Source organism: Actinomycetospora flava, assembly GCF_037400335.1.
GTDB classification, from domain to species: Bacteria; Actinomycetota; Actinomycetes; order Mycobacteriales; family Pseudonocardiaceae; genus Actinomycetospora; species Actinomycetospora flava.
In genome coordinates this window covers 285,226-310,704 of record NZ_JBBEGM010000007.1, presented here as the reverse complement: position 1 = coordinate 310,704, position 25,479 = coordinate 285,226, and the positions used below count along the sequence as shown (strand labels likewise).

The 25,479-nt window shown below is 72.7% G+C and carries 27 protein-coding genes; 17 read left to right on the top strand and 10 right to left on the bottom strand.

Annotation, left to right across the window (positions count from 1 at the left end; genetic code table 11):
- The first annotated feature begins 25 nt into the window (after positions 1 to 25).
- From WCD58_RS18620 to WCD58_RS18555, 14 genes are all read left to right on the top strand, one after another.
- Positions 26 to 637: an IclR family transcriptional regulator domain-containing protein gene (locus WCD58_RS18620; RefSeq protein ID WP_337704544.1), complete on the top strand. Its 612-nt coding sequence runs from the start codon at positions 26 to 28 to the stop codon at positions 635 to 637.
- A 118-nt stretch (positions 638 to 755) separates the two neighbouring features.
- Positions 756 to 2,408, top strand: a complete 1,653-nt coding sequence (locus WCD58_RS18615) for a ferritin family protein (protein ID WP_337704543.1) — start codon at positions 756 to 758, stop codon at positions 2,406 to 2,408.
- A gap of 151 nt (positions 2,409 to 2,559) precedes the next feature.
- The gene (locus WCD58_RS18610; protein WP_337704542.1) at positions 2,560 to 3,612 is read left to right on the top strand and encodes an NADH:ubiquinone reductase (Na(+)-transporting) subunit F; all 1,053 of its coding nucleotides are present in this window, start codon (positions 2,560 to 2,562) and stop codon (positions 3,610 to 3,612) included.
- Between the two features lie 3 nt (positions 3,613 to 3,615).
- On the top strand, positions 3,616 to 4,806 hold the full coding sequence (locus WCD58_RS18605) for a ferritin family protein (RefSeq protein ID WP_337704541.1): 1,191 nt from the start codon (positions 3,616 to 3,618) through the stop codon (positions 4,804 to 4,806).
- The gene (mimD, locus tag WCD58_RS18600) at positions 4,803 to 5,186 is read left to right on the top strand and encodes a propane 2-monooxygenase effector subunit MimD (protein ID WP_373696243.1); all 384 of its coding nucleotides are present in this window, start codon (positions 4,803 to 4,805) and stop codon (positions 5,184 to 5,186) included. The genes WCD58_RS18605 and mimD overlap by 4 nt, the downstream gene beginning before the upstream one ends.
- A gap of 123 nt (positions 5,187 to 5,309) precedes the next feature.
- Positions 5,310 to 6,998 (top strand): chaperonin GroEL, encoded by a 1,689-nt coding sequence (gene groL / locus WCD58_RS18595; protein WP_337704540.1) that lies wholly within the window; start codon positions 5,310 to 5,312, stop codon positions 6,996 to 6,998.
- Positions 6,999 to 7,035: 37 nt separating this feature from the next.
- Positions 7,036 to 8,064: an NAD(P)-dependent alcohol dehydrogenase gene (locus WCD58_RS18590; protein ID WP_337704539.1), complete on the top strand. Its 1,029-nt coding sequence runs from the start codon at positions 7,036 to 7,038 to the stop codon at positions 8,062 to 8,064.
- Positions 8,065 to 8,093: 29 nt separating this feature from the next.
- A complete protein-coding gene (locus WCD58_RS18585; RefSeq protein WP_337704538.1) occupies positions 8,094 to 9,161 on the top strand; it encodes an amidohydrolase family protein in 1,068 nt (355 codons plus the stop codon).
- A 65-nt stretch (positions 9,162 to 9,226) separates the two neighbouring features.
- Positions 9,227 to 9,904: an iron-sulfur cluster assembly protein gene (locus WCD58_RS18580; protein ID WP_337704602.1), complete on the top strand. Its 678-nt coding sequence runs from the start codon at positions 9,227 to 9,229 to the stop codon at positions 9,902 to 9,904.
- Positions 9,905 to 9,934: 30 nt separating this feature from the next.
- Positions 9,935 to 10,573, top strand: coding sequence for a hypothetical protein (locus WCD58_RS18575; protein ID WP_337704537.1), 639 nt, complete (start codon positions 9,935 to 9,937; stop codon positions 10,571 to 10,573).
- Positions 10,570 to 11,175, top strand: coding sequence for a hypothetical protein (locus WCD58_RS18570; RefSeq protein ID WP_337704536.1), 606 nt, complete (start codon positions 10,570 to 10,572; stop codon positions 11,173 to 11,175). The genes WCD58_RS18575 and WCD58_RS18570 overlap by 4 nt, the downstream gene beginning before the upstream one ends.
- Positions 11,172 to 11,426 (top strand): hypothetical protein, encoded by a 255-nt coding sequence (locus WCD58_RS18565; RefSeq protein WP_337704535.1) that lies wholly within the window; start codon positions 11,172 to 11,174, stop codon positions 11,424 to 11,426. The genes WCD58_RS18570 and WCD58_RS18565 overlap by 4 nt, the downstream gene beginning before the upstream one ends.
- An 11-nt stretch (positions 11,427 to 11,437) precedes the next feature.
- Positions 11,438 to 11,974, top strand: a complete 537-nt coding sequence (locus WCD58_RS18560) for a bifunctional nuclease family protein (protein ID WP_337704534.1) — start codon at positions 11,438 to 11,440, stop codon at positions 11,972 to 11,974.
- A 170-nt stretch (positions 11,975 to 12,144) separates the two neighbouring features.
- The gene (locus tag WCD58_RS18555) at positions 12,145 to 14,007 is read left to right on the top strand and encodes a sigma-54-dependent Fis family transcriptional regulator (RefSeq protein WP_337704533.1); all 1,863 of its coding nucleotides are present in this window, start codon (positions 12,145 to 12,147) and stop codon (positions 14,005 to 14,007) included.
- Here WCD58_RS18555 and WCD58_RS18550 read toward each other — a convergent pair.
- From WCD58_RS18550 to WCD58_RS18520, 7 genes are all read right to left on the bottom strand, one after another.
- The gene (locus tag WCD58_RS18550; protein ID WP_337704532.1) at positions 13,988 to 14,896 is read right to left on the bottom strand and encodes an IclR family transcriptional regulator; all 909 of its coding nucleotides are present in this window, start codon (positions 14,894 to 14,896) and stop codon (positions 13,988 to 13,990) included. The genes WCD58_RS18555 and WCD58_RS18550 overlap by 20 nt on opposite strands.
- 112 nt (positions 14,897 to 15,008) lie before the next feature.
- Positions 15,009 to 16,493: a YcaO-like family protein gene (locus WCD58_RS18545; RefSeq protein ID WP_337704531.1), complete on the bottom strand. Its 1,485-nt coding sequence runs from the start codon at positions 16,491 to 16,493 to the stop codon at positions 15,009 to 15,011.
- Complete coding sequence (locus WCD58_RS18540) at positions 16,490 to 17,320, bottom strand: MBL fold metallo-hydrolase (protein ID WP_337704530.1); 831 nt, start codon at positions 17,318 to 17,320, stop codon at positions 16,490 to 16,492. Before WCD58_RS18540 ends, WCD58_RS18545 begins: the two co-directional genes overlap by 4 nt.
- Positions 17,311 to 18,285 (bottom strand): Gfo/Idh/MocA family protein, encoded by a 975-nt coding sequence (locus WCD58_RS18535; protein ID WP_337704529.1) that lies wholly within the window; start codon positions 18,283 to 18,285, stop codon positions 17,311 to 17,313. The genes WCD58_RS18540 and WCD58_RS18535 overlap by 10 nt, the downstream gene beginning before the upstream one ends.
- A complete protein-coding gene (locus WCD58_RS18530) occupies positions 18,282 to 19,394 on the bottom strand; it encodes a class I SAM-dependent methyltransferase (RefSeq protein ID WP_337704528.1) in 1,113 nt (370 codons plus the stop codon). The genes WCD58_RS18535 and WCD58_RS18530 overlap by 4 nt, the downstream gene beginning before the upstream one ends.
- Entirely contained in the window at positions 19,391 to 20,311 is a 921-nt protein-coding gene (locus WCD58_RS18525) for an HD domain-containing protein (protein ID WP_337704527.1), read from the bottom strand. The genes WCD58_RS18530 and WCD58_RS18525 overlap by 4 nt, the downstream gene beginning before the upstream one ends.
- Positions 20,308 to 21,492, bottom strand: coding sequence for an inositol-3-phosphate synthase (locus WCD58_RS18520; protein ID WP_337704526.1), 1,185 nt, complete (start codon positions 21,490 to 21,492; stop codon positions 20,308 to 20,310). Before WCD58_RS18520 ends, WCD58_RS18525 begins: the two co-directional genes overlap by 4 nt.
- Before the next feature lie 232 nt (positions 21,493 to 21,724).
- Between WCD58_RS18520 and WCD58_RS18515 the strand changes: the two genes are divergently transcribed.
- Complete coding sequence (locus WCD58_RS18515; protein WP_337704525.1) at positions 21,725 to 21,904, top strand: PspC domain-containing protein; 180 nt, start codon at positions 21,725 to 21,727, stop codon at positions 21,902 to 21,904.
- A gap of 82 nt (positions 21,905 to 21,986) precedes the next feature.
- The gene (locus WCD58_RS18510) at positions 21,987 to 22,898 is read left to right on the top strand and encodes a slipin family protein (protein ID WP_337704524.1); all 912 of its coding nucleotides are present in this window, start codon (positions 21,987 to 21,989) and stop codon (positions 22,896 to 22,898) included.
- On the opposite strand, the gene WCD58_RS18505 is transcribed toward WCD58_RS18510, so the two are convergent.
- Genes WCD58_RS18505 through glsA (WCD58_RS18495) form a run of 3 tightly spaced genes read right to left on the bottom strand, consistent with a single transcriptional unit; the run spans position 22,867 to position 25,066 of the window.
- Positions 22,867 to 23,049: a DUF1707 SHOCT-like domain-containing protein gene (locus WCD58_RS18505; protein ID WP_337704523.1), complete on the bottom strand. Its 183-nt coding sequence runs from the start codon at positions 23,047 to 23,049 to the stop codon at positions 22,867 to 22,869. The two genes, WCD58_RS18510 and WCD58_RS18505, sit on opposite strands and share 32 nt — an antisense overlap.
- Before the next feature lie 7 nt (positions 23,050 to 23,056).
- Complete coding sequence (gene glsA / locus WCD58_RS18500; RefSeq protein WP_337704522.1) at positions 23,057 to 24,049, bottom strand: glutaminase A; 993 nt, start codon at positions 24,047 to 24,049, stop codon at positions 23,057 to 23,059.
- Positions 24,050 to 24,067: 18 nt separating this feature from the next.
- Positions 24,068 to 25,066, bottom strand: coding sequence for a glutaminase A (gene glsA / locus WCD58_RS18495; RefSeq protein ID WP_337704521.1), 999 nt, complete (start codon positions 25,064 to 25,066; stop codon positions 24,068 to 24,070).
- A gap of 107 nt (positions 25,067 to 25,173) precedes the next feature.
- Here glsA (WCD58_RS18495) and WCD58_RS18490 point away from each other — a divergent pair, with 107 nt between their 5' ends.
- The gene (locus WCD58_RS18490) at positions 25,174 to 25,461 is read left to right on the top strand and encodes a DUF3040 domain-containing protein (RefSeq protein ID WP_337704520.1); all 288 of its coding nucleotides are present in this window, start codon (positions 25,174 to 25,176) and stop codon (positions 25,459 to 25,461) included.
- Positions 25,462 to 25,479: the final 18 nt, after the last annotated feature.

Genomic DNA, 25,479 nt, shown 5'->3' with positions numbered 1-25,479 from the left:
CCGACGGCGGGGAGGAGGAGCACCCATGACGGATTCGCGCCACGGCCGCGGCGTCAGCGGGGGTCGCTCCCTCAAGACCGCTGCCGAGGCGCTCGCCGCGCTGCGCTTCCTCGGGGCCGCCGAGGAGGGCGCCACCGCGGAGGCGCTGGCCGCCGAGCTCGGCAAGAGCACGGCCACGGCCCGCTACCTGCTCAACACCCTGTGCCAGGAGGGCTTCGCGATCCGCGACGGCCGGACCGGCACCGTCCGGCTCACCGAGACCCCGCCCTGGGGCGACGCCTGGGGTGATGCCGAGGCCCCCCACGTCCTGACGCCCTCGGGCGCCGCCGCCCCGCCCGCCCCGGCGATCGAGCTCGCGCTCGCCCGGGTCCGCCGGCGGGGTCACGCCGCGGACCACGGGGAGCACGCCGAGGGCATCTGCTGCCTGGACATGCCGATCTCCGCCGCCGGCGGACGGGTCGCCGCAGGCATCGCGATCTCCCCGCCCGCGTGGCGCCACGCCCCGCACGCGGAGGAGCACACGGGCCACGTCCGCGACGTCGCCCGGACCACCACGCGCGGATGGCGTGAACCCGACGCCGACGGTGCCGACCTCCCGCCACCGCCGCCGGCCGACCCCGTGCCCCCCGGGTACTGACGCGGGCCGACACCGGCCGTGCCGCCACCACAGCGCTCACCGGCGCCCCGGCGGCCACCACCACGGACCACGGCTGCGGAACCCCGTATGCCGAGCTGGAACTCCACAAGGAGAAGAGATGAGCCGTCAGAGTTTGGCGAAGGCTCACCAGAAGATCCAGGAACTTTCCTGGGAGCCGGTGTACCACGAGCCGTACATGAAGTACGGGACTGACTACACCTTCCGTAAGGCGGCCAAGAAGGACCCGCTCAAGCAGGTCCTCCGGTCCTACTTCCCCATGCAGGAGGAGAAGGACAACCGCGTCTACGGTGCATCCGACGGTGCGATCCGCGGGAACATGTTCCGCCAGGTCCAGGAGCGTTGGCTGGAGTGGCAGAAGCTCTTCCTGTCGATCATCCCGCTGCCGGAGATCTCGGCCGCCCGGTCGATGCCGATGCTGTTCCAGGCCGTTCCCAACCCGGAGCTGCACAACGGCCAGGCGATCCAGATGATCGACGAGGTTCGGCACAGCACGATCCAGCAGAACCTCAAGCGGCTGTACATGAACAACTACATCGACCCGGCGGGCTTCAACAACACCCTCCGGAACTTCCACTCGGACTACTGCGGCACCATCGGCCGTCAGTTCGCCGAGGGGTTCATCACCGGTGACGCGATCACCGCGGCCAGCATCTACCTGACGATCGTCGCCGAGACGGCGTTCACGAACACCCTGTTCGTGGCCATGCCGGCCGAGGCCGCGGCCAACGGCGACTACCTGCTGCCCACGGTGTTCCACTCGGTCCAGTCGGACGAGTCGCGCCACATCTCGAACGGCTACGCCACGCTGCTGATGGCGCTGTCGGACGAGGACAACCGCCAGCTGCTCGAGCGCGACCTGCGCTACGCGTGGTGGAACAACCACCGCGTGGTGGACGCCGCGATCGGCACGTTCATCGAGTACGGCACCAAGGACCGGCGCAAGGACCGCGAGTCCTACGCCGAGATGTGGCGCCGCTGGATCTACGACGACTACTACCGGGCGTACCTGCTGCCGCTCGAGAAGTACGGCCTCGTGATCCCGCACGACCTGGTCGAGGAGTCCTGGAACCAGATCTGGAACAAGGGCTACGTCCACGAGGTCGCGCAGTTCTTCGCCACCGGGTGGCTCGCGAACTACTGGCGCATCGACGGCATGACCGACGATGACTTCGAGTGGTTCGAGTACAAGTACCCGGGCTGGTACGACAAGTACGGCAAGTGGTGGGAGAACTACAACCGCCTGGCGAAGCCGAACGGGCACCACCCGATCGTCGCCGAGGACGTCGACTACGTGTACCCGCACCGCTGCTGGACCTGCATGGTCCCCTGCCTGGTGCGCGAGGACATGGTCGTCGACAAGGTGGACGGCCAGTGGCGGACGTACTGCCACGAGGCCTGCCGCTGGACCGACGCCGAGGCCTTCCGGCCCACGTACCAGGGTCGCGAGACCCCGAACATGGGCAAGCTCGTGGGTCACCGCGAGTGGGAGACGCTGTACCACGGCTGGAACTGGGCCGACGTGGTGTCGGACATGGGCTTCGTCCGCGACGACGGCAAGACCATGACGGCGCAGCCGCACCTCGATCTCGACCCGAAGAAGATGTGGACGCTCGACCACCTGCGGCGCATGCCGCACGTGGCCAGCCCCAACGTCATCCTCAACGAGATGAGCGACGCCGACCGCGAGGCGTTCGTGGCGGACTACAACCAGCAGGGCCCCGCCGGCCGTCCGGCCGACGCGACCAGCTAGCAACCGAGAGCTGGTCGAGGCCAGCACGGTGAGGTGAGAGGGAGGGCCGGGGTCACCCGGCCCTCCCTCGATCCCTCACGCCCTCGTCCGGCCGAGTCTGACCGATTCGTCCGGATTTCGGCACCTTTCCTCCCGAACGGAGAAGCCATCGATGGGTGAGAAGCACCGGGTTCGATTCGAACCGGTGGGCATCGAGATCGAGGTCGACGAGGACCAGACGATCCTGCGAGCTGCATCGGAGCAGGGCATCCAGCTGATGCACGGCTGCAAGGAAGGCCAGTGCGCCGCCTGCAAGTCGTTCGTCCTCGAGGGCGACATGGACGAGATCGAGCTGGACCGGTACTCGACCTTCGCCCTTCCCGACATGGAGCGCGAGGAGGGGCAGACACTCCTCTGTCGCGCCCACGCCTACGACGACCTGGTGATCGAGCTCCTCAACTACGACGAGGAGATCATCCGGAGTGGGCTCCCGCTGCGGAAGGGCACCGTCGAGGTGCTCTCCAACGAGCCCGTCACCAAGGACATGCGCCACCTCGTGGTGAAGCAGATCGCGGGCGAGGACATCAAGTTCTTCCCCGGCCAGTACATGGATCTCACGGTGCCCGACACCGGCGAGGTCCGGTCGTTCTCGATGGCGAACCTCCCGAACCGCGAGGGCGTGTTCGAGTTCGTCATCAAGATCTATCCCGACGGCGCGTTCTCGCAGTTCCTGGAGAACAAGGTGGCGGTCGGTGACCGCATCGAGGTGGAGGCGCCGTTCGGCACCTGCACCCTGCGTGAGAACCGGACGTCGGACATCGTCTTCATCGGCGGCGGCGCGGGCATGGCCCCGCTGCTCGGCCTCCTGCGCGCACTCGCGGAGAAGGACGGCGAGCGCAAGGCACGCCTCTACTACGGCGCCCGCACGAAGGCGGACCTGTGCTTCGAGGACGAGCTCCACGCCCTCGAGGAGAAGATCCCCGGATTCCGCTACGTCCCCGCCCTCTCCGAGCACGGCGGCGACGACTGGGACGGCGAGACCGGCCTCATCACCGAGGTCGTCCGGGCGAACGAGCCGGCGCTGGAAGGGATGGATGCGTATGTGTGCGGGCCGCCGCCGATGGTGGATGCGGCAATCGCCCTGCTGACCCAGCGCGGAATGGACGAGCAGCACATCTACTACGACAAGTTCACCACCACTGGAGAGCCGGAGGACGAGGGCTAACACATGACAAGCACCGAAGAACGTCCAGAGCGGAGCGTTCCGAAGCCCGTCTTCACCGACGCGGAGGCGGGCGCCAAGGAGTTCCCCGACTCCGGGCCCGGCGCCCGGCGCTACAACTACTTCAAGCCGGCGAAGCGCAAGCAGACCCACTACGAGGACGTGACGGTCGAGGTCCAGCCGGACCCCCGCCACTACCTCTCCCAGGGGTGGATCTACGGCTTCGCCGACGGTTCCCGCGGCTACCCGCTGACCTGGACCAAGCTCAAGGCGTGGGGCGTCGACGACCCCGAGCCCGAGCGCGGTCCCGGCTCCGGCGGCAAGCCGGTCGAGAACTGGCCCGCCCACGGCTGGCACGAGTTCCGTGATCCCAACGAAGAGTGGGAACTCACGATGTACCGGTACAACGCCAACGTTGTCCGGCAGATCAACCAGAACGTCGAGAACGCCCGCAACGCGAAGGCGTTCGACCAGTGGACCCCGAACTGGGTGCGCTTCGTGGAGCGCAACGTCGGCGCCTGGATGCACATCGAGCACATCTTCGGGCTCTACGTCTTCGCCGGCTGCAACCGGTCGGGCCCGACGAACATGCACAACACCGCGATGGCGGTGAACAGCGAGCACAAGATTCGCTTCGCGCAGGACCTGGCGCTCTACAACCTCACCCTCACCGAGGAGATCGAGGGCTTCGACGGCGCCGCGCACCTCGACGCGTGGAACAACGACGCGGAGTGGCAGGGCGTCCGCAAGGTCGCCGAGGCGATCACGGCGATCGAGGACGACTGGGGCGAGATGATCTTCGCCACCAACATCGTCTTCGAGCCCCTGCTCGGCGAGCTCTTCCGGTCGGGCCTGGTCATGCAGTCGGCGGCCGGCAACGGCGACTACGTCACGCCGACCGTCGTGGGTGCCGGCGAGTACGACTACGCCCAGCGCGACCTGCGCTGGACCGTGGCGGCCTTCGCCCCGCTCACCCAGGACCGTGAGTTCGCGCAGCACAACAAGGACCTCTTCAACGGCTGGCTGGCCAAGTGGGTCCCCCAGTGCCTCGAGGCGGCCCGCACGATGCAGCCGCTGTGGTCGCAGCCCGACGCCAAGCCCCCGCGCTTCGAGGACAGCCTCGACCGCGCCAAGAGCCGTTTCGCCGGGATCCTCACCGATCTCGGGCTCGAGACCCCGAAGGAGCTGAACCAGTGACGACCAAGTCCTTCAAGACGGCCGAGAGCCCCTTCAAGCAGGACAACACCGAGTCCGGCATGGCCGGCGTGACGCTGATGAACAACCAGGTCGGCGTCGTGGTGGCCGAGGTGATGGACCGTCAGCCGAACGTCACGGTCCAGCACCTCCCCTCGATGATCCGCGTGGACTGTCAGGGCCGCATGGACTTCGTCTACGCGGACATCTCCGAGGCGCTCGGCGAGGAGCCCGACTTCTACAACGCCGCCGAGTTCGAGGAGAACATGTCGACCCACTACGGGAAGATGATCCACATGGACGACCGGACGATCATGTTCGGCAATCTCGAGGAGGCCGCCGAGTTCATCGGCGACATGCTGCCTCCGGTGGTGAACAAGTAGCACGCCGGTTCCTCGGGTCGTCGCACTCCCGCGCGCGGGGTGGGTGTGCGACGACCCGAGGCCGTTGCACGAGAGAACCGTTGACTCCCCGTTCGCGCCCCAGAGCACCGGAGAAGTGAGGACATGGCCAAGGAACTGCGATTCGGCGCCGACGCGCGCAGGGCTCTCCAGGCTGGAGTCGACCAGCTCGCCGAAGCGGTGAAATCGACGCTCGGGCCCAAGGGACGCAACGTCATCCTCGAGAAGATCACCGGCACGCCGGAGGTCACGAACGACGGCGTGACGATCGCGCGGGAGATCTACCTGCGCGACCAGTTCGAGAACATGGGCGCGCAGGTCCTCAAGGAGGCCGCCGTCAAGACCAACGACGTGGTCGGTGACGGCACCACCACGTCGACCGTGCTCGCCCAGGCGATCGTCCGCGAGGGCCTCAAGGCCATCGGCCAGGGCGGCAACCCGGTGCTCGTCAAGCGCGGGATCGACGCCGCGGTGGCGCGCATCGTCAACCACCTCGCGACGGTGGCGCACCCGGTGGACGACGTCGAGGCGCTCGCCCGCGTCGCCGCGATCTCCGCGAACGACGACGACTCCATCGGCCGCGTCGTGGCCGAGACCCTGCACACCGTCGGCGACGACGGCGTCATCACCGTCGACGACGGCCCGATGCTGGGCCTGCACGTGAACTTCGTCGAGGACTTCGAGTTCGACAACGGCTACGTGTCGCCGTACCTGGTCACCGACCCCGGCTCGATGCTGGCCGTCCTCGACGACCCGTACATCCTCTTCTCCGCCGAGAAGATCACCGACGTGCGCTCCCTCATGCCGGTGCTCGAGCGGATCATGCGTGACCCGCGGCCGCTCGTGATCGTCGCGGAGAAGGTCGAGGGCTCCGCGCTCCAGATGCTCGTGCACAACCACGTGAACGGGCACCTCAAGGTCACCGCGATCCAGGCCCCGGGCTTCGGCGAGAAGCGCGTCCACCTCCTCGAGGACATGGCCGCCCTGTGCGGCGGCAAGGTGTACTCGAAGGCCTCGGCGTTCGCGCTCGAGCAGATGGGCGCCGAGCACCTCGGCCGCGCGACCCAGGTCCGCGCCACCAGCGAGCAGACCGCGATCATCGGCGGCCTCGGCGACCCGACGGCCCGCGAGACCCGGGTCCAGCAGCTGCGCGCCGAGCTCGACCGGGCCACGATCGGCACCGACGAGGACTGGTTCTCCGAGCGCATCGCGCGGCTGTCGGGCAAGGCCGCGATCCTGCAGGTCGGCGCGCCGACCAACGCGGAGCTCAAGGAGGTCCGCCACCGCGTCGACGACTCGCTGCAGGCGACCCGGGCGGCCATGGCCGAGGGCATCGTCGCCGGCGGCGGCGCGGCGCTGCTGCACGCCGAGGCGGCGCTCGCCGACCTCGACGGCCTGACCGGCGACGGCCGCATCGGCGCCGAGATCGTGCGCGCGGCGCTGTCGGAGCCGGCCAACCTCATCGCGTCGAACGCGGGCTACGAGGGCGGCGACGTCGTCAAGCAGACCCGCGACCTGGGCGTCGACGAGGGCTTCGACGCCCTCGAGGGACGCTTCGGCAACATGGTCGAGCTCGGCATCATCGACCCGCTGCGGGTCGTGCGCTCCGCCCTCCAGAACGGCGCCTCGGTGGCCGGCCTGATCCTCACGACGAACTCGCTGGTCGCCGAGGAACAGACCCCCTGGAACAAGTCCCTCATGACAGAGTTCGGCCAGCTCGACGAGGGGCTGCCGCAGCCGGCGCCCGACTCGAGCACGCCGCAGTCGATGGGCCTCGGCCCGTCGATGGGGTGACCGCTGTGACCACTGTGACCACTGTGAGGAGCTCGTCGTGAAGGCCGTCCGTGTCCACGGGTACAAGCAGGATCCGAGCATCGACGACATCCCGGAGCCCAAGCTCCAGGGTCCGCTCGACGTCATCGTCAAGATCGGTGGCGCGGGCGTCTGCCGGACGGATCTGCACATCGTCGACGGCGACTGGGCCGACATCCAGAACCCGGACCTGCCCTACGTCATCGGGCACGAGAACGCGGGCTGGGTGCACGAGATCGGTGACGCCGTCACCAACGTCCGCGTCGGCGACACGGTGATCCTGCACCCGCAGCCGTCCTGCGGCCTGTGCCTGGCGTGCCGGGCGGGCCGGGACATGCAGTGCACCGGGGACGCGTTCTTCCCCGGGCTGTCGAACAACGACGGCGGGATGGCCGAGTACCTGCGGACCACCGCCCGGGCCTGCGTGAAGCTCGACCCGTCCACCAACCCGGCCGACGTCGCGGCGCTCGCCGACGCCGGCATCACCGCGTACCACGCGGTGCGCAAGGCCGTGCCGTACCTGTACCCGGGGACGAGCGCGGTCGTGATCGGCGCGGGCGGTCTGGGCCACATCGGCATCCAGGCCCTCGCCGCCCTGACCGCCACGAAGATCATCGTGGTCGACAAGAACCCCGCCGCGCTCGAGCTCGCCAAGCAGATCGGCGCGGACGAGACCGTCGTGGCCGACGGCAACCACGTCGCGGCGGTGCAGGACCTGACCGGGGGCGGCGCCACCGTCGTCTTCGACTTCGTCGCCGAGCAGGGCGTCGAGCTCGAGGCGTGGCAGATGACCGGCCCGGCCGGTTACCAGTTCGTCCTCGGATACGGCGGACAGTTCCAGGCGCCGACGCTCGATTTCGTCGCCGGCGAGAAGAACGTCATCGGGAACATCGTCGGCACCTACAACGACCTCGCCGAGCTCATGGTCCTTGCCCAGGCGGGCAAGGTCACGCTGCACACCGTGCAGTACCGGCTCGACCAGGCGCTGGACGCCCTGCACGACCTGGACGCGGGGAAGGTCCGCGGCCGGGCGATCCTCGTCCCGTAGACGGCGGAGTACAGGAAGGACACCACCACATGTACGAGAAGGACGGCGAGAAGTACTTCATCGTCGACTCCCACATGCACTTCTGGGACGCCTCCCCGGAGAACTGGGTCCAGGGCGCCGAGCAGTACGCCAAGGGGTGGATCGAGTGCTTCCACGCCTATCAGGGCCTCGGCCCCGCGGACACCCACCAGCCGCTCGAGGAGTTCCAGAAGGTCTCCGAAGAGCAGCTGATGCGCGAGGAGTTCGAGGAGGGGCACGTCGACGTCGCGATCTTCCAGTCGACGTACCTCAAGGAGTGGTACAAGGACGGTTTCAACACGACCGAGCGGAACGGGTACCTCGCGCAGAAGTACCCGGACAAGTTCATCGTGAACACCCGCTTCGACCCGCGCGACGGCGACGCCGGCATGCGCGAGTTCGAGGAGAACACCAGGAAGTTCAACGCCATCGGCGCGAAGCTCTACACCGCCGAGTGGAACGGTGACTCCCGCGGCTACAAGCTCACCGACCCGGAGGCCTACCGCTTCCTGCAGCGGGCCGAGGAGCTCGGGGTCAAGAACATCCACGTCCACAAGGGCCCGACGATCTGGCCGCTGGACAAGGACGCGTTCGACGTCTCCGACGTCGACCACGCCGCCACCGACTTCCAGAACCTGAACTTCATCGTCGAGCACGTGGGCCTGCCGCGCATCGAGGACTTCTGCTTCATGGCGACGCAGGAGCCCAACGTGTACGCCGGGCTCTCCGTGGTCATCGGCGGCCTGATGCACGCCCGCCCGAAGTTCTTCGCCAAGGTGATGGGCGAGCTGCTGTTCTGGGTCGGCGAGGACAAGATGACCTTCGGCTCGGACTACAACATCTGGGAACCGAAGTGGCAGATCGAGGGCCTCGTCGACTGGACGATGCCCGACGACGACCAGTTCGCGGACTACCCGCGCCTGGACACGAACGGCAAGAAGAAGATCCTCGGTCTGAACGCGGCGAAGCTCTACGGCATCGAGGTGCCGGCCGAGTGCCAGATCACCGGGGACAGCTCCGCGCCGGCCTCGCCGGACGACGCCGAGCTGGTCGAGGACCGGTCGGTGGCCCAGGCATGACGCTGGACACGGGTCCAGCTCCGCTGCGCTCCGTGTCCCACGTCTCCGACACCCCGCCGGCCACCATGGCCGGCGGGGTGTGGGAGGCGCTGCGCACGGTGCGCGACCCGGAGCTCGACAACGACGTCGTCAGCCTGGACTTCGTGGCCGAGTGCTCGGTCACCGAGGACGCGATCGCGCACGTGCGCCTGCGCCTGCCCACGTACTTCTGCGCCCCCAACTTCGCGTTCCTCATGGTCGCCGACGCCTGGGACGCGGTGTCGCAGGTGGAGGGGCTCGCCGACGTCGACGTGGCCCTCATCGACCACTTCGCCTCCGACGCCATCAACGCCGGCGTCGCGGCGCGGGCCGGCTTCGTCAGCTCGATGGCCGGCAGCGAGGTCGGCGAGGCGGTGGAGGAGCTGCACGACCTGCGTCGCTCGTTCACCGAGCGGGCGATGATGGCCGGTACCGACCTCGTCGTCCGCCCGCTGATGCGCGCGGGTGCGACGCCGGAGCAGGTCGCCGAGATGACCCTCGCCGACGCCCCGGACTCCGACGACCTGCGTCGCCTGCGGGCCCGCCGCCGCGAGCTCGGCATCCCCGCCGACGACGACGCGCCCCTGGTCGTCGACCCCGTGGGGCGGACGGTGGGGCTCGAGGCCCTGCCGCTGCACCTGCGCAAGGCGCGCTCGTACCAGGTGGGCGTCGACGCGAACACCAGCATCTGCCGTGGTCAGCTCGCGGCCCGTTACGGGCTGTAGAGCGGGCCGCTCGAGAGGAGAGCTCCCGCCATGCCGCTTCCGGACAGCGACCCGGTGCAGCTCGACCCCGGCAACCACGACGACCCCGGGGCCGGCCGCTGTCTCATGGAGCACGTCTCGGTGCTGGCGGGGGAACCGTTCCGGGCCTGGCCCCGGTGCACGCACCCCGCCGTCGCCGCGCTGGCCACCCAGGTCAACGACCGGTGCTCGCCGCAGGGGCGGGCGGCGCTGCTGGGCCGCGCCGAGGCGCTCGCGCGCGCCGACAGCGACGACCCGGCGCTGACCTGGCGGCTCGTGGCGCTCACCGCCGAGGCCACGCTCCTGAGCCGCCCGTACGACCGGGGCGCGTCCCGGCGGCTCGCCCGGGCCCGCCGCTCCCGGCGGCTGTGGAGCACGGCGCTGCCGGGCCCGCTCGCGCGCCGTCTCCCGCGCTGGGCCCTCGTGAGCTGCGGTCTCGCCGCCCTCGACGAGCTCGTCGCCGCCGTCCACGGGCTGATCGCCGTGGCCGGGCCGCCCGGCTCGGCGGAACGCGACATCGCGCTCGTCGCCCTGCTCGACAGCGTCCTCGACTGCGTGCTCGACGACGTGCCCGCCGAGCCTGCCGTGCCCGCGCCGTCGGGGGCGACCGCCCCCGACACCACCATCGTCATGAAGGAGCTCGTCGCATGAGCGCCCCCAGCGAGACCCCGCGCACCGTCCGGCGCATCGGATCGCCGGCCGCGGTGGCGCTCGCCGACCTCGCCGCGATCTTCGACGACCTGCAGACGGTGCTGCTGTGCTGCGAGCGCCTCGTCACGGCGCTCAACATCCCGGAGCCCGACCCGGTGGTGGTCGAGTCGCTGTGGACCACCGCGCTGCTGTCGTACTCGCGCTGCTTCGCGCCCGGCGAGCGCGGCATGAACCTCACCGAGGACGACGTCACGGCCCTCGAGCTCGAGGGCGAGGTGCTCGGCTGGCACAAGATGCTGCGCCAGCTCAAGAAGCACTACGCCGACCCCGGGACCAACCCGCGCGAGACGTTCGAGGTCGGCGTGGCCGTCGCGGACGGCGTGCCCCAGGGCGTGGCGATCACGTCCACGCGCCAGGCACTGCCGGACACGGTCTCGGTGCACCAGACCGGCGCGATCGCCTACCAGCTCAGCCAGCGCGTCGACCAGCGCATCGCGGAGCACCAGGGGACGGTGCTCGAGGGCGCCCGCGCCCTGAGCCCGTCCGAGCTCGAGACCCTCGACGAGGTCGAGCTCACCGACACCCCGGAGGGAGACGAGTGATCGAGAAGTACAACCCGTGGACCGTCGTCAACCTCGTGTTCGAGCACCTCGCGGACCAGGGCCTGCACCCGGTCCTCGGGGAGAACGGCGACCCCTCGGCGGCGGCCGCGGAGCTGCTGACCTCGCTGGGCATCACCCCCGGCGACCCGTCGTGGGGCGAGGGCCAGGACGCCGAGCGCGTGCGCGAGGACCTCGCGGCGCTGCGGGCGGCGTTCGACCCGGTCGACTCGACCGACTCCTCCCGGGACTGACCGTGGTCGCCATGCGCTTCGCGCGGCTCGTGGTGCACCGGATGACCCGCGAACCGCTCGCGCTGCTCGTCGAGGAGAACGCCGACCGGTGCGTGGTCGTCTCCGTGCGCGGACCGCAGGCGGAGGTCATCGACCGGGGCCCGCGCGCGGCCGAGCCGGACGACGACGACCGCCTCACCCAGGACCTCATCGGCGAGCTCGCCGTGCGGCTCGGGCGCCGCCTGGCGCGCGGCGAGATCGTCGACCTCGTCGACGACCGCTTCCGCGCGGAGCTGGTGCTCGACGACGGCACGCGCCTGCCGGGACGTCCGAGCGACGTGCTCGCGGTGACCGTGCGTGAGGCCCTGCCCCTCGAGGTCGCGGACTCCGTGGTGGACGCGGTGGGCCAGTCCTACAGCGAGCTGGGGGGTGACCGGCAGGAGCCCGCGCGCGAGGCCGCCGAGCAGGTGGAGGAGATGCGCGCGTTCCTCGAGCAGGCGACGCCGCAGGACTTCGCCCGCCCGCCGGACGCCGGTGAGGGCCGGACGCCCGGCGCCGAGCCCGGCTGAGGACGGTTCCCGGGGACCGCCGCAGATCCGTCCACCCGGTCCTGACCTGCGCAGTCGCCGTCCCGAACGTCTCGATCCGAGACAATCGAGGGTCCCTCAAGGGCCCGTCGGGGCCGTACCATCGCGTGTTAGCCGTCACTCGGTGGTGACGGCGGATGGCGAGGTGGCCCATGGACGGACGCGCCCAGAGCGCCCTCGGTCGCGCGCGTGAGTGGTTCGTGGACCGGGGCTCCGTGAGCGCCTCCGGCATCGTCCGGCCAGAGATCGTCGACTCCTGGGAGCGGTCCCGGGCCGCCGGCGTCGACGCCACCCACCTCGATCTCCCCTACGAGCCCGATCTCGACTTCGACGGCAGCCTCACCAACTGTGCGCGTCCCGTGCTCGACGACCTCGCCGAGCGCCTCTCGGGCATGTCGGTGGCCGTGGTGCTCACCGACGCCGACGGCCGCGTGCTCGAGCGCCGGGTCGGCGAGGGCGAGCTCCAGCGCCGCCTGGACGCCATCTCCCTCGCGCCCGGCTTCAGCTACGCCGAGGAGTTCGCCGGCACCAACGGCGTCGGCACCTCGCTCGAGGGCGCGATCCCGGCGCTGGTGGTCGGCGCCGAGCACTTCAGCGAGCGCCTGCAGGCGTTCGCGTGCGCGGGCGCGCCGGTCCGCGGCCCCGACGGCGCCCTCGCCGGCATCCTCGACGTCACCTGCCTGCGCTCCGAGGCCAACGACCTCATGCGCTTCCTGGCCCAGCAGGCCGCCACCGACATCGAGGACGTCCTGCGCGAGCGCGGCGGCGTCGGTGTCCGCCGCGTGATGGCGGCGTTCCGCGCGACGTGCGCGCGCACCCGCGGGCCGGTGCTCGCCCTCACCGACGACCTCGTCATGGTCAACCGCTCGGCCCGCGAGCTCTCCTCGCTCGACCAGGAGCGGGTCACGATGCGCGCGATGGAGCTGGGTGTGGGCGGGCGCCCGCACCAGGACCGTGTGCTGCTCACCGCGGGGCCCGCCCGCCTGATGATCACGCCGGTGCCCGCCGAGCGTCCCGTCGGCGTGGTCGTGGAGGTGGTGCCGAGCCGCAGCAGCCTGCGGCTCGCGGGCGGCGACGACGCGGGCCGCGCCTCCGCGCGCACCGGCGAGCTGCCCGCGCCGCCGCAGGGCGCCGGGTCGTCGTCGGCGTGGTTCCCGCCGTCCCCGTCGTCGGTCGAGCGGCCGCTGCCCGGGCTCGCCGGCGACTCGCGGCCGTGGCGCACGGTCGCCGGGGCGCTGCGCGCCGCCGCCGGCGCGGCCCGCAGCACCGTGGTGCTCGGTGAGCCGGGCACCGGCAAGGCCGCCGCCGTCCGCGCCGCGCACGGCGAGGTGCGTCCCGAGGCCCGCTGGGTCACCGTCGACGGCGCCGACCCGGAGGCGGCCGTGACGCTCGCGGGCTACGCCGCGGAGGCCACCACCGCCGGCGTGGGTGCGGCCACCGTCGTCGTCCGGCACACCGAGGCGCTCGACGAGGCCGGGGCCGGGGCGCTCACCGCCCTGCTCGGGCAGGTCCCGCCGTCGTGGTGGGTCGTCGGCCTGATCACCGCGGAGCGCACGCCGGAGGAGGGTCCGATCAGCGGGGTGCTCGCGGGCTTCGCCACGTCCGTGCTGGTCGAGCCGCTGCGCCGCCGCCCCGACGACATCCCGCTCATCGCCGCGGCCCTGATCGCCCGCCTCGCGCCCTCGCGCCGGGCGCGATGTACCCCGGAGACCGCGGCGCTGCTCGCGGGCGGCCGCTGGCCCGGCAACGTCACCCAGCTCGCCGGGGTGCTGCGCCGCGCGCTCGCCGCGCGCCCCGCCGGCGACGTCGAGCCCGCCGACCTGCCCGCCGAGTTCGCGGTCAGCGGCACCCGCCGGCGTCTCACCAAGCTCGAGACCGCCGAGCGCGACCTCATCGTGTCCGCGCTGGTCGAGGCGAACGGCAACCGCTCGCAGGCCGCGAGCGCCCTCGGGATCGGTCGCGCGACGCTCTACCGGCGCCTGCGGGCCTTCGGCATCACCGACGTGGGCCGCTGAGCCCGCCGACGAACGGCTCGATCTCCACCGTCTCGTTCGGACGCGCGGGCGGCATGCCGACGTGGCGCGCGCCGATCTCCCCGGCCCACTGCGCGCTCGCCCGGGCGGCCACGGCGCGGACGGTCTCGACGAGCTCCTCCTCGTCGAGCGCGAGGCGCCGCGCCGAGCAGGACAGCCCGAGGGCGACGGTGGCGGCGCCCGACGGCGAGACCACCGGGGCGGCGACGGTGGCGAACCCGCCCGCGAACTCCTCGCGGTCGAGCGCGACGCCCTCGCGGCGCACGTCCTCGAGCTCGGCCCGCAGCGCGGCCAGGTCGGTGAGCGTCGCGGGGGTCAGGTCGGCCAGCGGCTCGCCCTCCTCCTCCACGGCCTCGCGGTACTCCGCCGAGGTCGCGAGCAGGACCTTCGTGAGAGCGAGGGCGTGCGCGTGGGCCGGCGGCACGTGGGTGCCGAGCCCGGGGTGCTTGGCGAGCCCCTGGTGGCCGCGCGAGTCGGTGACCGTCGCGACGACGGTGCCGGTGCGGCGCACGAGGTACGAGCGCTGGCGCGTGCGCCGGTAGAGCTCCGTGGTGGCCTCGGCCAGCACCGCGCCCGGGTCGGGGTCGCCGGGCACCGGGCTCGAGGGCTCGGCCGTCGTGCCCCAGTGCCCCCAGGGCGGCGCGTCGGAGAGCCGGCAGCGGCCCGAGGTGGCGCGCTCGGCATAGCCGGCCTCGCACAGCGTGTTGATCATGTACCGGGCGGTCGCGGCGCTCTTGCCGAGCTCCTCGGCGAGGTCGCTCGCGGACAGGCCCTCGGGGTGGTCGCCGAGCAGGCGCAACGCGCGCAGGACCGTCGCCGCGGTCTTCAGCGACCGCGACCCTCCGCCCACGGGCACCACGTCGTCGTCCACGTCACCGACGGTAGGACCATCCCGGCGTGACGCCTGTCTCAATGTGGGACGGCGCGACGACCGGGCCCCCGGACAGGATCTTCGGGGGCCGCCGGGCTCCCTGATGGATGCATCATCGCAGGTCGAGGCGCTCGCCGGCCTCCGCGCGCGCCAGCGCGTGGCGGGTGGGCTCGCGGTAGAGGGGGTAGAGGTCGCCCACCGTGCGGTCCACCGCGGCGCGGTCGAGCCAGGCCGGCCCGCCGAGGCGGGCACGGCCCTCGACCGTCAGGGCGACCGGCTGCGCGCCGGCGTGCGGGGGGTCGCCGAGCCCGACCAGGTCGCTCCCCCGGGCGAGCAGGCGCTCGACGCCGCGGGCCCCGATCCGCCCGTAGGACATCGTCTCGACCTCGAGCCCCGGCACGATGACCTTGGCGGTCACCGCCGAGCCGGCGTCGGCGACGACGGTCAGGACGTCGAAGCCGTCGAGGCGCCCGAGCAGGTCGTCGAGCAGGGCGCCCGGGGTGTCGAGCCCGGGGGTGTGCGGGAGGTCGGTGAACGCCACGCTCCTGCGGCGGGCGAGCACGGTCGGTGCCAGCAGCTCGCGCAGCTCGGCCGGCCCGCGCGCGATCCAGTCCGCCATCGCCTCCACCGCCCGCCGCTCCTGCGGGGGCACCGGGTGGGCCAGCTCGCGCTCCCAGTACCGGGCGTCGAACAGCGGGCGCACCGTGTCCAACCCGGCGTGGGCGACGAGCTTGCGCACGCGGGCGGAGCAGAACTCGAGCAGCGCCTTCTGCAGCGCGACCTCGCGGTCGGGGTGCGCGGCCTCGCCGCACGCGGTGACCGAGATCGGGTGCGGGGCGTCGGCGGGGTCGGTGTCGTGGCCGACGACGTGCAGGTCGGTGACGCCGAACGCCGTCGACGCGAGCTTGGGGACGACGGTGATGCCGACGTCGGCGAGGTGGTCGAGCAGGCGGCGGGTGTCCGGGTCGGTGACGCCGTCGGTGTCGATGACGACGCCGCGGTCGAGCGCCCGGAAGGCGGTCGCGTTCCCGTCGCGCTGCAGCAGCTCGCCCAGGGCGTGCCCGACCGCCCGCTCCACGGTGTCGCCGGCGCCGCACCCGTTGGTGATGACGGTGACCAGGCGCTCGTCGGCGAGCTGCCAGTCGAGGTCGACGGGGTAGGCCGCCGCGAACTCCGCGGGCACGAGCACCTCCTCACCGGTGCGCCAGCGGGTGGTCGGCAGCCACCAGCGGGGCCGCTCGGGGTCGTACGCGGTGCCCGCGGGCAGGACGAGCGCCACCGGGTCGACGACGCGCGCCTCGCCGCGCACCGCCCGCAGCGCGGTGTACGAGTCGCGGACCGGGGTGAGCCCGCGCAGGTGCCGCGACAGCAGCATCTCCTCGGCGAGCTCGGCGTGGGCCGCGACCCGCGCGCGGTCCGCGGAGAGGCCGTAGCCGAACGCGCCGCTGCGCGGCCACCGCCCGTCGGGGTCGGCGTGGTCGGCCGAGACCACCGCGACGCCGGTGCGGTCGGCGGCGGAGAGCTCGGTGTCGCCCACCTCGCCCGGGGGCAGCGCGGCGTCGAGGGCCGCGGTGACGGCGTCGAGAGAGGTGGTCACCGCAGCTCGTCCAGCGGGATCGGCCCGGCCACCGGCTGCGCCGCGAGCAGCCGGTCGTAGAGCGCGAGGACGGTCTTCGTGGTGATGTGCGGCGCGTACTCGAACGGCGTGGCCACGGCCTCGAAGTCGAGCTGCTCGATGACCGCGTACGCGTCCCGGATCTCCTGGTGGGACAGCGGGATCTGGGCGTGGTACGCCTTGTGCGCGGACAGCCCGACCGTGGCGCCGTCGGCGTCGAAGCTCGGCTTGAGCATGTCGCCGCAGAACAGGATGCCGCGGCGCTCGTCGTGCAGGACGTTGTGGCCGTCGAAGTGCCCGCCGGTGCGGTGGGCGACGAGGCCGGGCGCGAACGCGTGCCGGTCGTCGAGCGGCCACGTGACGCGGAAGGTCTTCGTCCACTCCAGGTCGCGGACCCCGATCCCGAGCACGGGCGGGTCGAGCTCGTCCTGGAGCTGGAACAGCGCGCCGTAGCCGTGCACGTGGCTCGCGCCCAGCGCCGCGAGCCCGCCGCGGCGGCGCAGCTCGGCGATCGCCGCGTCCGGGTAGAAGCCGGCGGCCTCCCAGCCGACGAGGCCCTGATCGGTCTCGATCACCCAACCGCACGTGCCCAGCCCGACCTGCGGCTCGCACCAGAAGGCGGTGACCCCGGGGGTGACCTCCTCCCAGCGGGCCTCGCGGCCCGCGGCGAGGTCGGCGAACGACCGGAACTCCCAGCCGTCCTCGGGCAGGGCGTTGCGGACGTCGACGCACACCGGGCACTGCGGCGGCACGGCGAACCAGCGTTGCCAGTGCCCGCAGTTGGTGCAGGTCCAGGGGCTCAGGGGCATGCCGCCTCCATCAGCAGGGTGTGCAGGGCGAGGTCGCGCTGCAGCGGGTACGGCCAGGTCGCCTCGCCGCGGACGGCGGCGCCGAACGCGGCGAGCTGCCGGGCGAACGGGCCGGCGTCCGCGTCGAACACGACGGGCTCCGCCGCGCCGGTCGAAGCGTCGATGCGGGTCAGCGTGCCGCCGGCGTCCTGGCCGAGCGTGTTCTCGGCGACGAGCTGCGCCCGGGTGCCGACGACCTCGAGCCGTCGGCGAGGCAGCGGGTCGGCGGTCGAGAAGCTGACATGCTGTGACAGCAACGTGCCGCTCGCGGTGCGTCCGGCGAGGACGGCGGTGTCGTCGGTGGCGTAGTCGTGGACCCGCGTCGCGGTGAGGGCCACGAGGTCGACGACGTCCTCGCCGAGCAGGCGCCCGGTGAGGTCGAGACCGTGCGGGGCGAGGTCGATCATCGCGCCGCCCCCGGCCCGCGCCGGGTCCACGCGCCAGTTGTCGCTCCCGCCGACCGGTGTTCTCCAGTCGGCGGGCAACCAGCACCCGTAGACGATGCGCACGGTGGTGACGACACCGAGGTCGCCGGCGGCGACCATCCCGGCGATCGCCTCGTGCGCGGGGTGGAAGCGCTGGTCGAAGGCGGTGCCCGCGAGCAGGCCCCCGGTCGCGGCGACGATCTCCTTCGCCGCCGGCACGTCGTGGGCCAGCGGCTTCTCGCAGAGGACCGGGACGCCCGCGTCCGCTACCGCGGCGACGACCGGCGCGTGCGCGTGGTTGGGGGTGGCGACGTAGACGGCGTCGAGGCCGGGCGCGGCGAGGAGGTCGTCGAGGTCGGCGTAGCCCGGCGACAGTCCGTCGAGTGCCGCCGGGTCGCGGTCGTGGACACCGACGAGGTGCGCGGCCGGGTCGGCGTCGATCGCGGGCAGGACGAAGTCGCGCGCCACCCAGCCGGCGCCGACCACGCCCCAGCCCGTCACCAGCGCTCCGGGAGGTCGACGAGCAGGCGGCGGGCGACGGCGTCGTCGGGCGGCGGGTCGGGCCGGCGCTCCGGGAGGTACGTCGCGGCGCGCGGCCCGTACTCCCCGCCCCACACCGGGTTGGGCCACCGGCGCACGCCGTCGGCGTAGAGGGGGTTCGGGCGCAGCTCGGCGCCCGGGGCGGGGTCGAGCAGGGCACTGTCGCCCCCGGCGCCGGCGAGGTCCCGCGCCAGCGCGACGGCCTCGGTGTCGGCGAGCTCCTCGGCGGGCGCGGAGCGGGGCAGGCGGCGCTCGAGGGTGGCGGCGGTCAGCTCCTCCTCGCCGTAGCAGGATGCCCCGGGCAGGAGGGCGGCCCAGGACTCCGGCGGGCGCGGGTGCCCGGGCTGACCGGGGGTGTGGCAGTGGGCGGCGACCACGGCGCCCCCGGGGCCGGCATGCCCGGCGGCGGTCGCGAGCACGGCGGCCGGGTCGTCGAGGAAGTAGAGGACGTCGTGCGCGGCGACGTACGTGCCCTCGGTGGCCGGCACCGGCCAGGGGTGGGCGAGGTCGGCGCAGACGAGGTCGACGTGCGCCGGGACGACGAAGCGGCGGGCGAGCCAGAGCTTGGCGAACACCACGTCGACGCCGACCAGCTCCCGCTCGCCGTGCTGCGCGAGCCGGCGCAGCAGGTGACCGGCCCCGCAGGCGAGGTCGAGCACCGGGCGCCCGGCCGGCGGGTGGGCCGCGGTGAGCGCGAGGACCGCGAGCCCGGACGGGTCGTGGTCGCGGTGCAGGAAGTAGTCGCCGACGCGCCCCAGCCCGAGGCCCGCCACCGCCTCGCGCAGGGTGGTGCTCCGCAGCGTCGCCCGCAGCTGCTCCGCCGGCGGCGGGGGCTGGTCCCACCAGTCGTCGTTGTCGGCGAGCAGCACGGCCGCGGCGTCGTCGGGGCGGCCGTCGTCGAGGGCGGCGAGCGCGGCCTCGCGCACCTCGTCGCGCCCGGCGCGCAGGTACGGGATGCCCTCGAGCACCGGCCACCGCGTCGCCCCGTCGGCGAGGCTGTGCGGGGAGTCGGCGTGCAGGTCGGCGCCGTTCTCGGGGCTGACCAGCGCCGACGCGGTCGAGACCCTCACGGCAGCAGGCCCGCCGCGGCGAGCACCGCGTTCTGGTGCTCCTGCACCGGCGAGGCGTGCACGAGCTCGAGGTCGTCGAGCGCCGCGCGCACGGTGAACGCCGCGGCCCGGGCGTGGTGGTGCACCTGCAGCACGCGGTCGAGGACGTCGGCGGCGTGGAACGTCGCGCCGAGCGGGGTGTCCGCGTCGGCGCGGGCGGCGAGCAGGGCGCGGACGCGCGCGGCGAGGTCGTCGGGCAGCGTCGCGAGGGCGCGCTGGGTGAGCCGGTCGACGACGCCGTCGAGGTGCTCGCCCAGCAGCGTCTCGCCGGCGAACCCCGCGTCGGGCAGGGCGGCGTTGTGCAGGTGGTGGGCGAGCCCGAGCAGGAAGGCGTCGCCCCGGTCGGCGCCGTGGTCCTCGGCGAGCAGGGCGCCGTACACGGCGACGGCCCAGCAGTGCTCGCCGTGGTCCTCGGGCGGCTCCGCGATCAGCCGCGCCCGCCCCGGGGCCGTCGCACCCGCCCGGGGCTGGCGGCACAGCGCACCGACGAACGGCGGGAGCGCGACCGCGAACTCGGCGGGCGCCGGGGCCGCGCGCAGCCACGCGAGCGTCGCCGGGTGCACCACGCCGTCCGCGATCTCGTCGATCGCGCGCCGCCGCACCGTGTCGACGTCCTCCGGCGTCAGGCCGGCGTCGGCGAGCACCGCGGCGTCGATCCCCGCCAGGCGCGCCCCGGCGACGGCCGCCGCGGTCTCCGCGCCCGCGACCTCCGCCGGGTCCGCGCCCGCGAACAGCGCCGACCACGCCCGCACGAACGCCCGCGAGGCCATCGAGCCGTCGGCGTCCGCGGTGCGCACACGCTTGAGGTCGCCGACCTCCCGCAGCAGTCCCGGGACCGCGGCGTAGCGGGCGGTCGGGGCGGCGAGGGCCGTCGTCACGCGGCGCCCGCGCCGATCCAGTCGCGCAGCACCTGCTCCTGGACGTGCAGGGCGTGCTCGGGACGGCGGCCGTCGCGGGTGGTGGGCGCCTTGAAGAAGTAGCCGAGCTGCTCCTGCGCGCCGCCCTCGCCGCGGCGCTGGGCCTCGACGACGAGCCGCACGAGCTCCAGCACCAGCGGCGCCGCGAGCACCGAGTCGCGGGCCATGAAATCGACCTTGATCTGCATCCGCTGGCCCAGGAAGCCGGACAGGTCGATGTTGTCCCAGGCCTCCTTCTCGTCGCCGCGCGGGCGGTAGTAGTCGATGCGTACGACGTGGTCGCCGACCTCGTAGCCGAGGATGTCGTCGAGCACCGAGCCCTTGGTCTGCACCTTGCTCGACAGCGAGTCCGGGTCGTCGAGGATCTCGCCGTCGCGGTTGCCGAGGATGTTCGTCGAGTACCAGCCGTCGACGGTCAGGGCGCGCGAGCGGAACGCGGGCGCCAGCACCGTCTTCATCATCGTCTGGCCGGTCTTGCCGTCCTTGCCGGCGACGGGCACGCCGCGGTGCTCGGCCAGCTCGAGCAGCCCGGGCACGTCGGCGGCGGCGCTCGGGGTGAAGTTGACGTACGGGCAGCCCTCGGTGATCGCCGCGTAGGCGTAGAGCATGCCCGGGGTGATGGCCGCGTCGTCGACGTCGAGCGCCTTCTCGAAGCCGTCGGCGCTCGCCAGCGCGGGCAGCGTGAGGTCGGGCCAGCGCTCGGTGGAGGCGAGGTTGACCACCACGAGGGCGTCGAGACCCTGCTCCTCGCGGAAGCGCCGCAGGTCCCCGGCGATGTGCGCGACCCGGTCGCGCAGGGCGGGGACGGCGACGAGGTTGGTGCCGCGGGCGTTGCGGCAGTACTCGGGGTCCGCGACGGCGGGCCACGGCTCGATGTCGGCGAGCGCGGGGCCCGCGGCCTCGATCTGCCGGTCGTCGAGCACCCGGTGCCCGTGCGCGGCCTTGGCGAGGTCGTCGCCGTCGACGTCCCACCCCGCGAACACCAGCGAGGTGTAGGGCACGAGGCCCGCGGTGTCGGCGAGCGGGAGCCCGTCCGTGCCGACCGCGCCGAGCTTCATCAGTTCGACGCCGGCGACCGCGGTGGTGGCGACCGCCCCACCGAGCCCGACGATCGCCACTCCCGTGCGAGCGTTCTCCGCCACGTGGTCCTCCTCGACCTGGAACTCCCGGCCCGGTGTGGACCCCGGCGGACGTACCACCCGCTTCTCGGGCTCGAAACCGTGGATTCGCGCCGAACGGTCGGGGAACCTCGGTGAGCGGCGTCACGCAGCCCTGGTGACGGCCCCGGAAAACTCCGGGGTCGGGCACCCACGTCGGGCGGTGGACGTTGACGGAGAGTCGGAAGCGAACCACCGACGAGACGGAGGCATCACCATGGCCACGCTGACCAGGCCGCAGTCCAACAAGGTCATCGCGGGGGTGTGCGCCGGGCTCGCGGACCGCTTCGGGCTGTCCGCCGGCGTCGTCCGCCTGCTGTTCGTGCTCTCGTGCCTGCTGCCCGGGCCGCAGTTCATCATCTACATCGCGCTGTGGGTGATCATGCCGAAGCGGTGACTCAGGCGCCGCTCAGCGCCCCGCCAGGCGATCTTCAGCCGAGGCGGGGACGCTGGCGTGCCCCGTCGGGAGGAGGCGCGCCATGGACGCGCTCGTGGTGGTGCTCATCGTGGTCGTCCTGCTTGCCCTGATCACCGGGGGTGCGGCCGTGCAGGCCGTGCAGCAGTACCAGCGCGGCGTCGTGCTGCGCTTCGGGCGGCTGCTGCCGGCCGTGCGCGAGCCGGGCCTGCGGGTGATCGTCCCGTTCGTCGACCGCATGCGGAAGGTCCCGGTGCAGACGACGGTGCTCGACGTGCCGTCGCAGAACGCGATCACCCGCGACAACGTCACCATCGGCGTCGACGCGGTCGTCTACTTCCGTGTCGCCGACCCGGTCCGCGCGGTGATCAACGTCGACGACTACCTGCGGGCCACCTCCCAGGTCGCCCAGACCTCGATGCGCTCGGTGATCGGCCGCGCCGACCTCGACACGCTGCTCTCGGACCGCGACGCGATCAACTCCGAGCTCAAGGCGGTCATCGACGCGCCCACCGAGGACTGGGGCGTGAGCATCGACCGCGTCGAGATCAAGGACATCGCGCTGCCCGAGGGCATGCGCCGGTCGATGTCGCGGCAGGCCGAGGCCGAGCGTGACCGCCGCGCCCGCGTCATCGCCGCGCAGGCCGAGCTCGAGGCGTCCGAGAAGCTCACGCAGGCCTCGGAGCGCATGAGCGCCGCGCCGGGGGCGCTGCAGCTGCGCCTGTTGCAGACCGTCACCGACGTCGCCTCGGACAAGAACTCGACGCTGGTCATGCCGCTGCCGATCGAGCTGCTGCGATTCTTCGAGAACGCGGGCCCCGATCCCGAGGCCGTGCGGCGGGCCGTCGACGCGGCGGCGGCGCCGCTGCTCCCGCCGGGCGAGCACGAGCGGACCGACGTCCCAGCCGACGAGCCGGTCGACGACGACCCGGTCGACGAGCCGGTCACCAGAGATGGCCGGGCAGGTCCTTCGTGAGCTCGGCGAGCTCGCCGCGGGTGGTGGCGGCGTAGGCCGCCGCCGCCCGCTCCTCGAACTCCTCCACGGTCAGCCGGCCGTTGCCCACGGCGCGCTGGAGCCGCTGGACCACGAGCTCGCGTTCGGCGTCGGAGGCCCGGACGTCACGCACGGGACCATCATCCCTCCACGGTCGGCTGTGCCACGCGCCCGAACCGCGAGTCGGCCGGGTCGGCGAACACGTGCAGGCCGAACGTCTCGGACAGCTCGCGGCACAGCCCGACCCCGCGCACCGAGTTGCCGTGCGCGTCGAGGCCGGGGGAGTAGACGCCGAACCCGAAGTAGCGGGGCAGGACGCAGACGATGTCGCCGGAGACCCCGCTCTTGGCCGGGATGCCGACCTCGTTGGCCCACTGGCCCGCCGCGTCGTACATCCCGCAGGTCATCATCACGCTGACGAGGTCGCGGACGTGCTCGCGCCCGATCGCCCGCTCCCCGGTGATCGGGTTGACCCCGCCCTTGGCCAGCGTGGCGCCCATGACGCTGAGGTCGGACGCGGTCACGGTGATCGAACAGGCCGACAGGTAGGTCTCGACGACCTCGTCGACGTCACCGGTGATCATGCCCAGGGAGCGCATGACGTAGCAGAGCCCGAGGTTGCGGTCGTTGCTGCGCAGCTGCTGGCGCAGGATGCGCTGGTCGACGGCGAGCCCGGGGTTGCCGGAGTAGGCGCGGTAGCGCTCGAGGATCCGGTCGACCTTCTCGTCGACGTCGCGGCCCTTCACGAGGCTCGCCGCCACCAGCGCGCCCGTGTTGATCATCGGGTTGTAGGGGCGGTGGTGGACCTCGTCGAAGGTGATCGAGTTGAACGGGTCGCCGGACGGCTCGACGCCGATGCGCGCGAGCGTCGCCTCGGAGCCGTTGTCCTCGAGGGCGAGGCCGTAGGTGAAGACCTTGGACACCGAGTGCAGCGGGAAGGGCACCGAGCAGTCGCCCGCGTGCCACTGCGTCCCGTCGACGTTGGTGCCCGCGAGCCCGAAGAGGTGCCGTTGCTCCTCGGGGGCGTCCTCGGGGTAGTAGCTGACGACGTCCTCGGCACCGAACGTCGTGTACTTCGCGTGGAGCTCGTCCAGTTGCTTGCGGACGAGCTCGGCTTCTCCGACGGCGACCACGATCGACATCCTGCCAATTCAGGCGCGGGTCAGGCGAGGTCCTCCGGTCCGGCGCAGCCGCCCGAAGCGGGTCTGGTCGGGCGAGGCGAACATGTGCAGCCCGTAGCGCAGCGACAGCTCGCGGAACACCGCCTGGCCGCGCACCGAGTTGCCGTGCTCGTCGAGCCCGGGCGAGAACGTCGCGAGCCCGAGACGGCCGGGCATCGCGGCGACGATCCCGCCGGACACCCCGCTCTTCGCGGGGATGCCGACGTCGGTGGCCCACTCGCCGACGGCGTCGTACATCCCGCAGGTCATCATCACGCTGACCACGTCGCGGACGTGGCCCTGGCTCAGCGCCTGCTGGCCGGTCAGCGGGTTCAGGCCGCCGTTGGCGAGCGTCGCGCCGAGCGCCGAGAGCTCGCAGGTGGTGACCCGGACCGAGCACATCGACAGGTAGACGCGCAGGTTCTCCTCGATGTCGCCGGTCAGCATGCCCAGCGAGCGCATGAGGTAGCTGATCGCGAGGTTCCGGTCGGCGGCGGCGAGCTGGTCGGCGAGCAGCTCCTGGTCGACCTCGAGGTCCGGGACGCCGCTGAACGTCCGCATCCGCGCCAGGATCCGCTCGATCTTCTCGTCGGCGGTCTCGCCGTGGACGAGGTAGGCGGCGACGAGGGCGCCCGCGTTGACCATCGGGTTGTGCGGGCGCTGGTGCTCGTCGTCGAAGGTGATCGAGTTGAAGGGGTCGCCGGAGGGCTCGACGCCGACGTGGCGCAGCGTCGTCTCCCGGCCGTTGTCCTCGAGCGCGAGGGCGTAGGTGACGACCTTGGAGATCGACTGCAGCGGGAAGCGGAACTCGCAGTCGCCGACCGTCCACTGGGTCCCGTCGACCGACGTCCCGGCCAGCCCGAAGACGTCCTCCTCGCCCTCCGCGGCCGGCAGGGCGATGGAGACGATGTCTTCCTCGTGCTCGTCGGCATGGTGATCGTGCAGCGCCTCGAGCTGCTCCTGGACCAGCGCCTCCTCGGCATCGCTCACCACGAGCGCGCATCCTCTCTCCCGCTCGGTGGGTGCGCCGCGCGGGGATCCGCGGCATGCTGATCGGCGTCCGGCGACGAGGCCGGCGCGCACCCCCGAGGTCTGCCATGGAACGCCCCCTCACCGGCCGGGAACAGGAGCTGCTCGCCCGGCTCGCGGCGCACGAGGCGGGCGCCGACCCGGCGTTCGCGCGGCGGCTGCGGGGCGAGGCGGAACGCAAGGCGGGCAAGGCGCCGTGGGTCCTGGCCGGCGTGCTCGCCGTCCTCGGGGTGGCGCTGCTGGTCGTGCCCGGCGTGTTCGTGCTGGCGGCGGTCGCCACCGCCGTGCTCCTCGTCGTCCCGATCGTCCTCATCGCCTGGGCGATGCGCCAGGGCGGCCCGCCACCCCATATGTGAGTGCTTTCCCGCCCTATA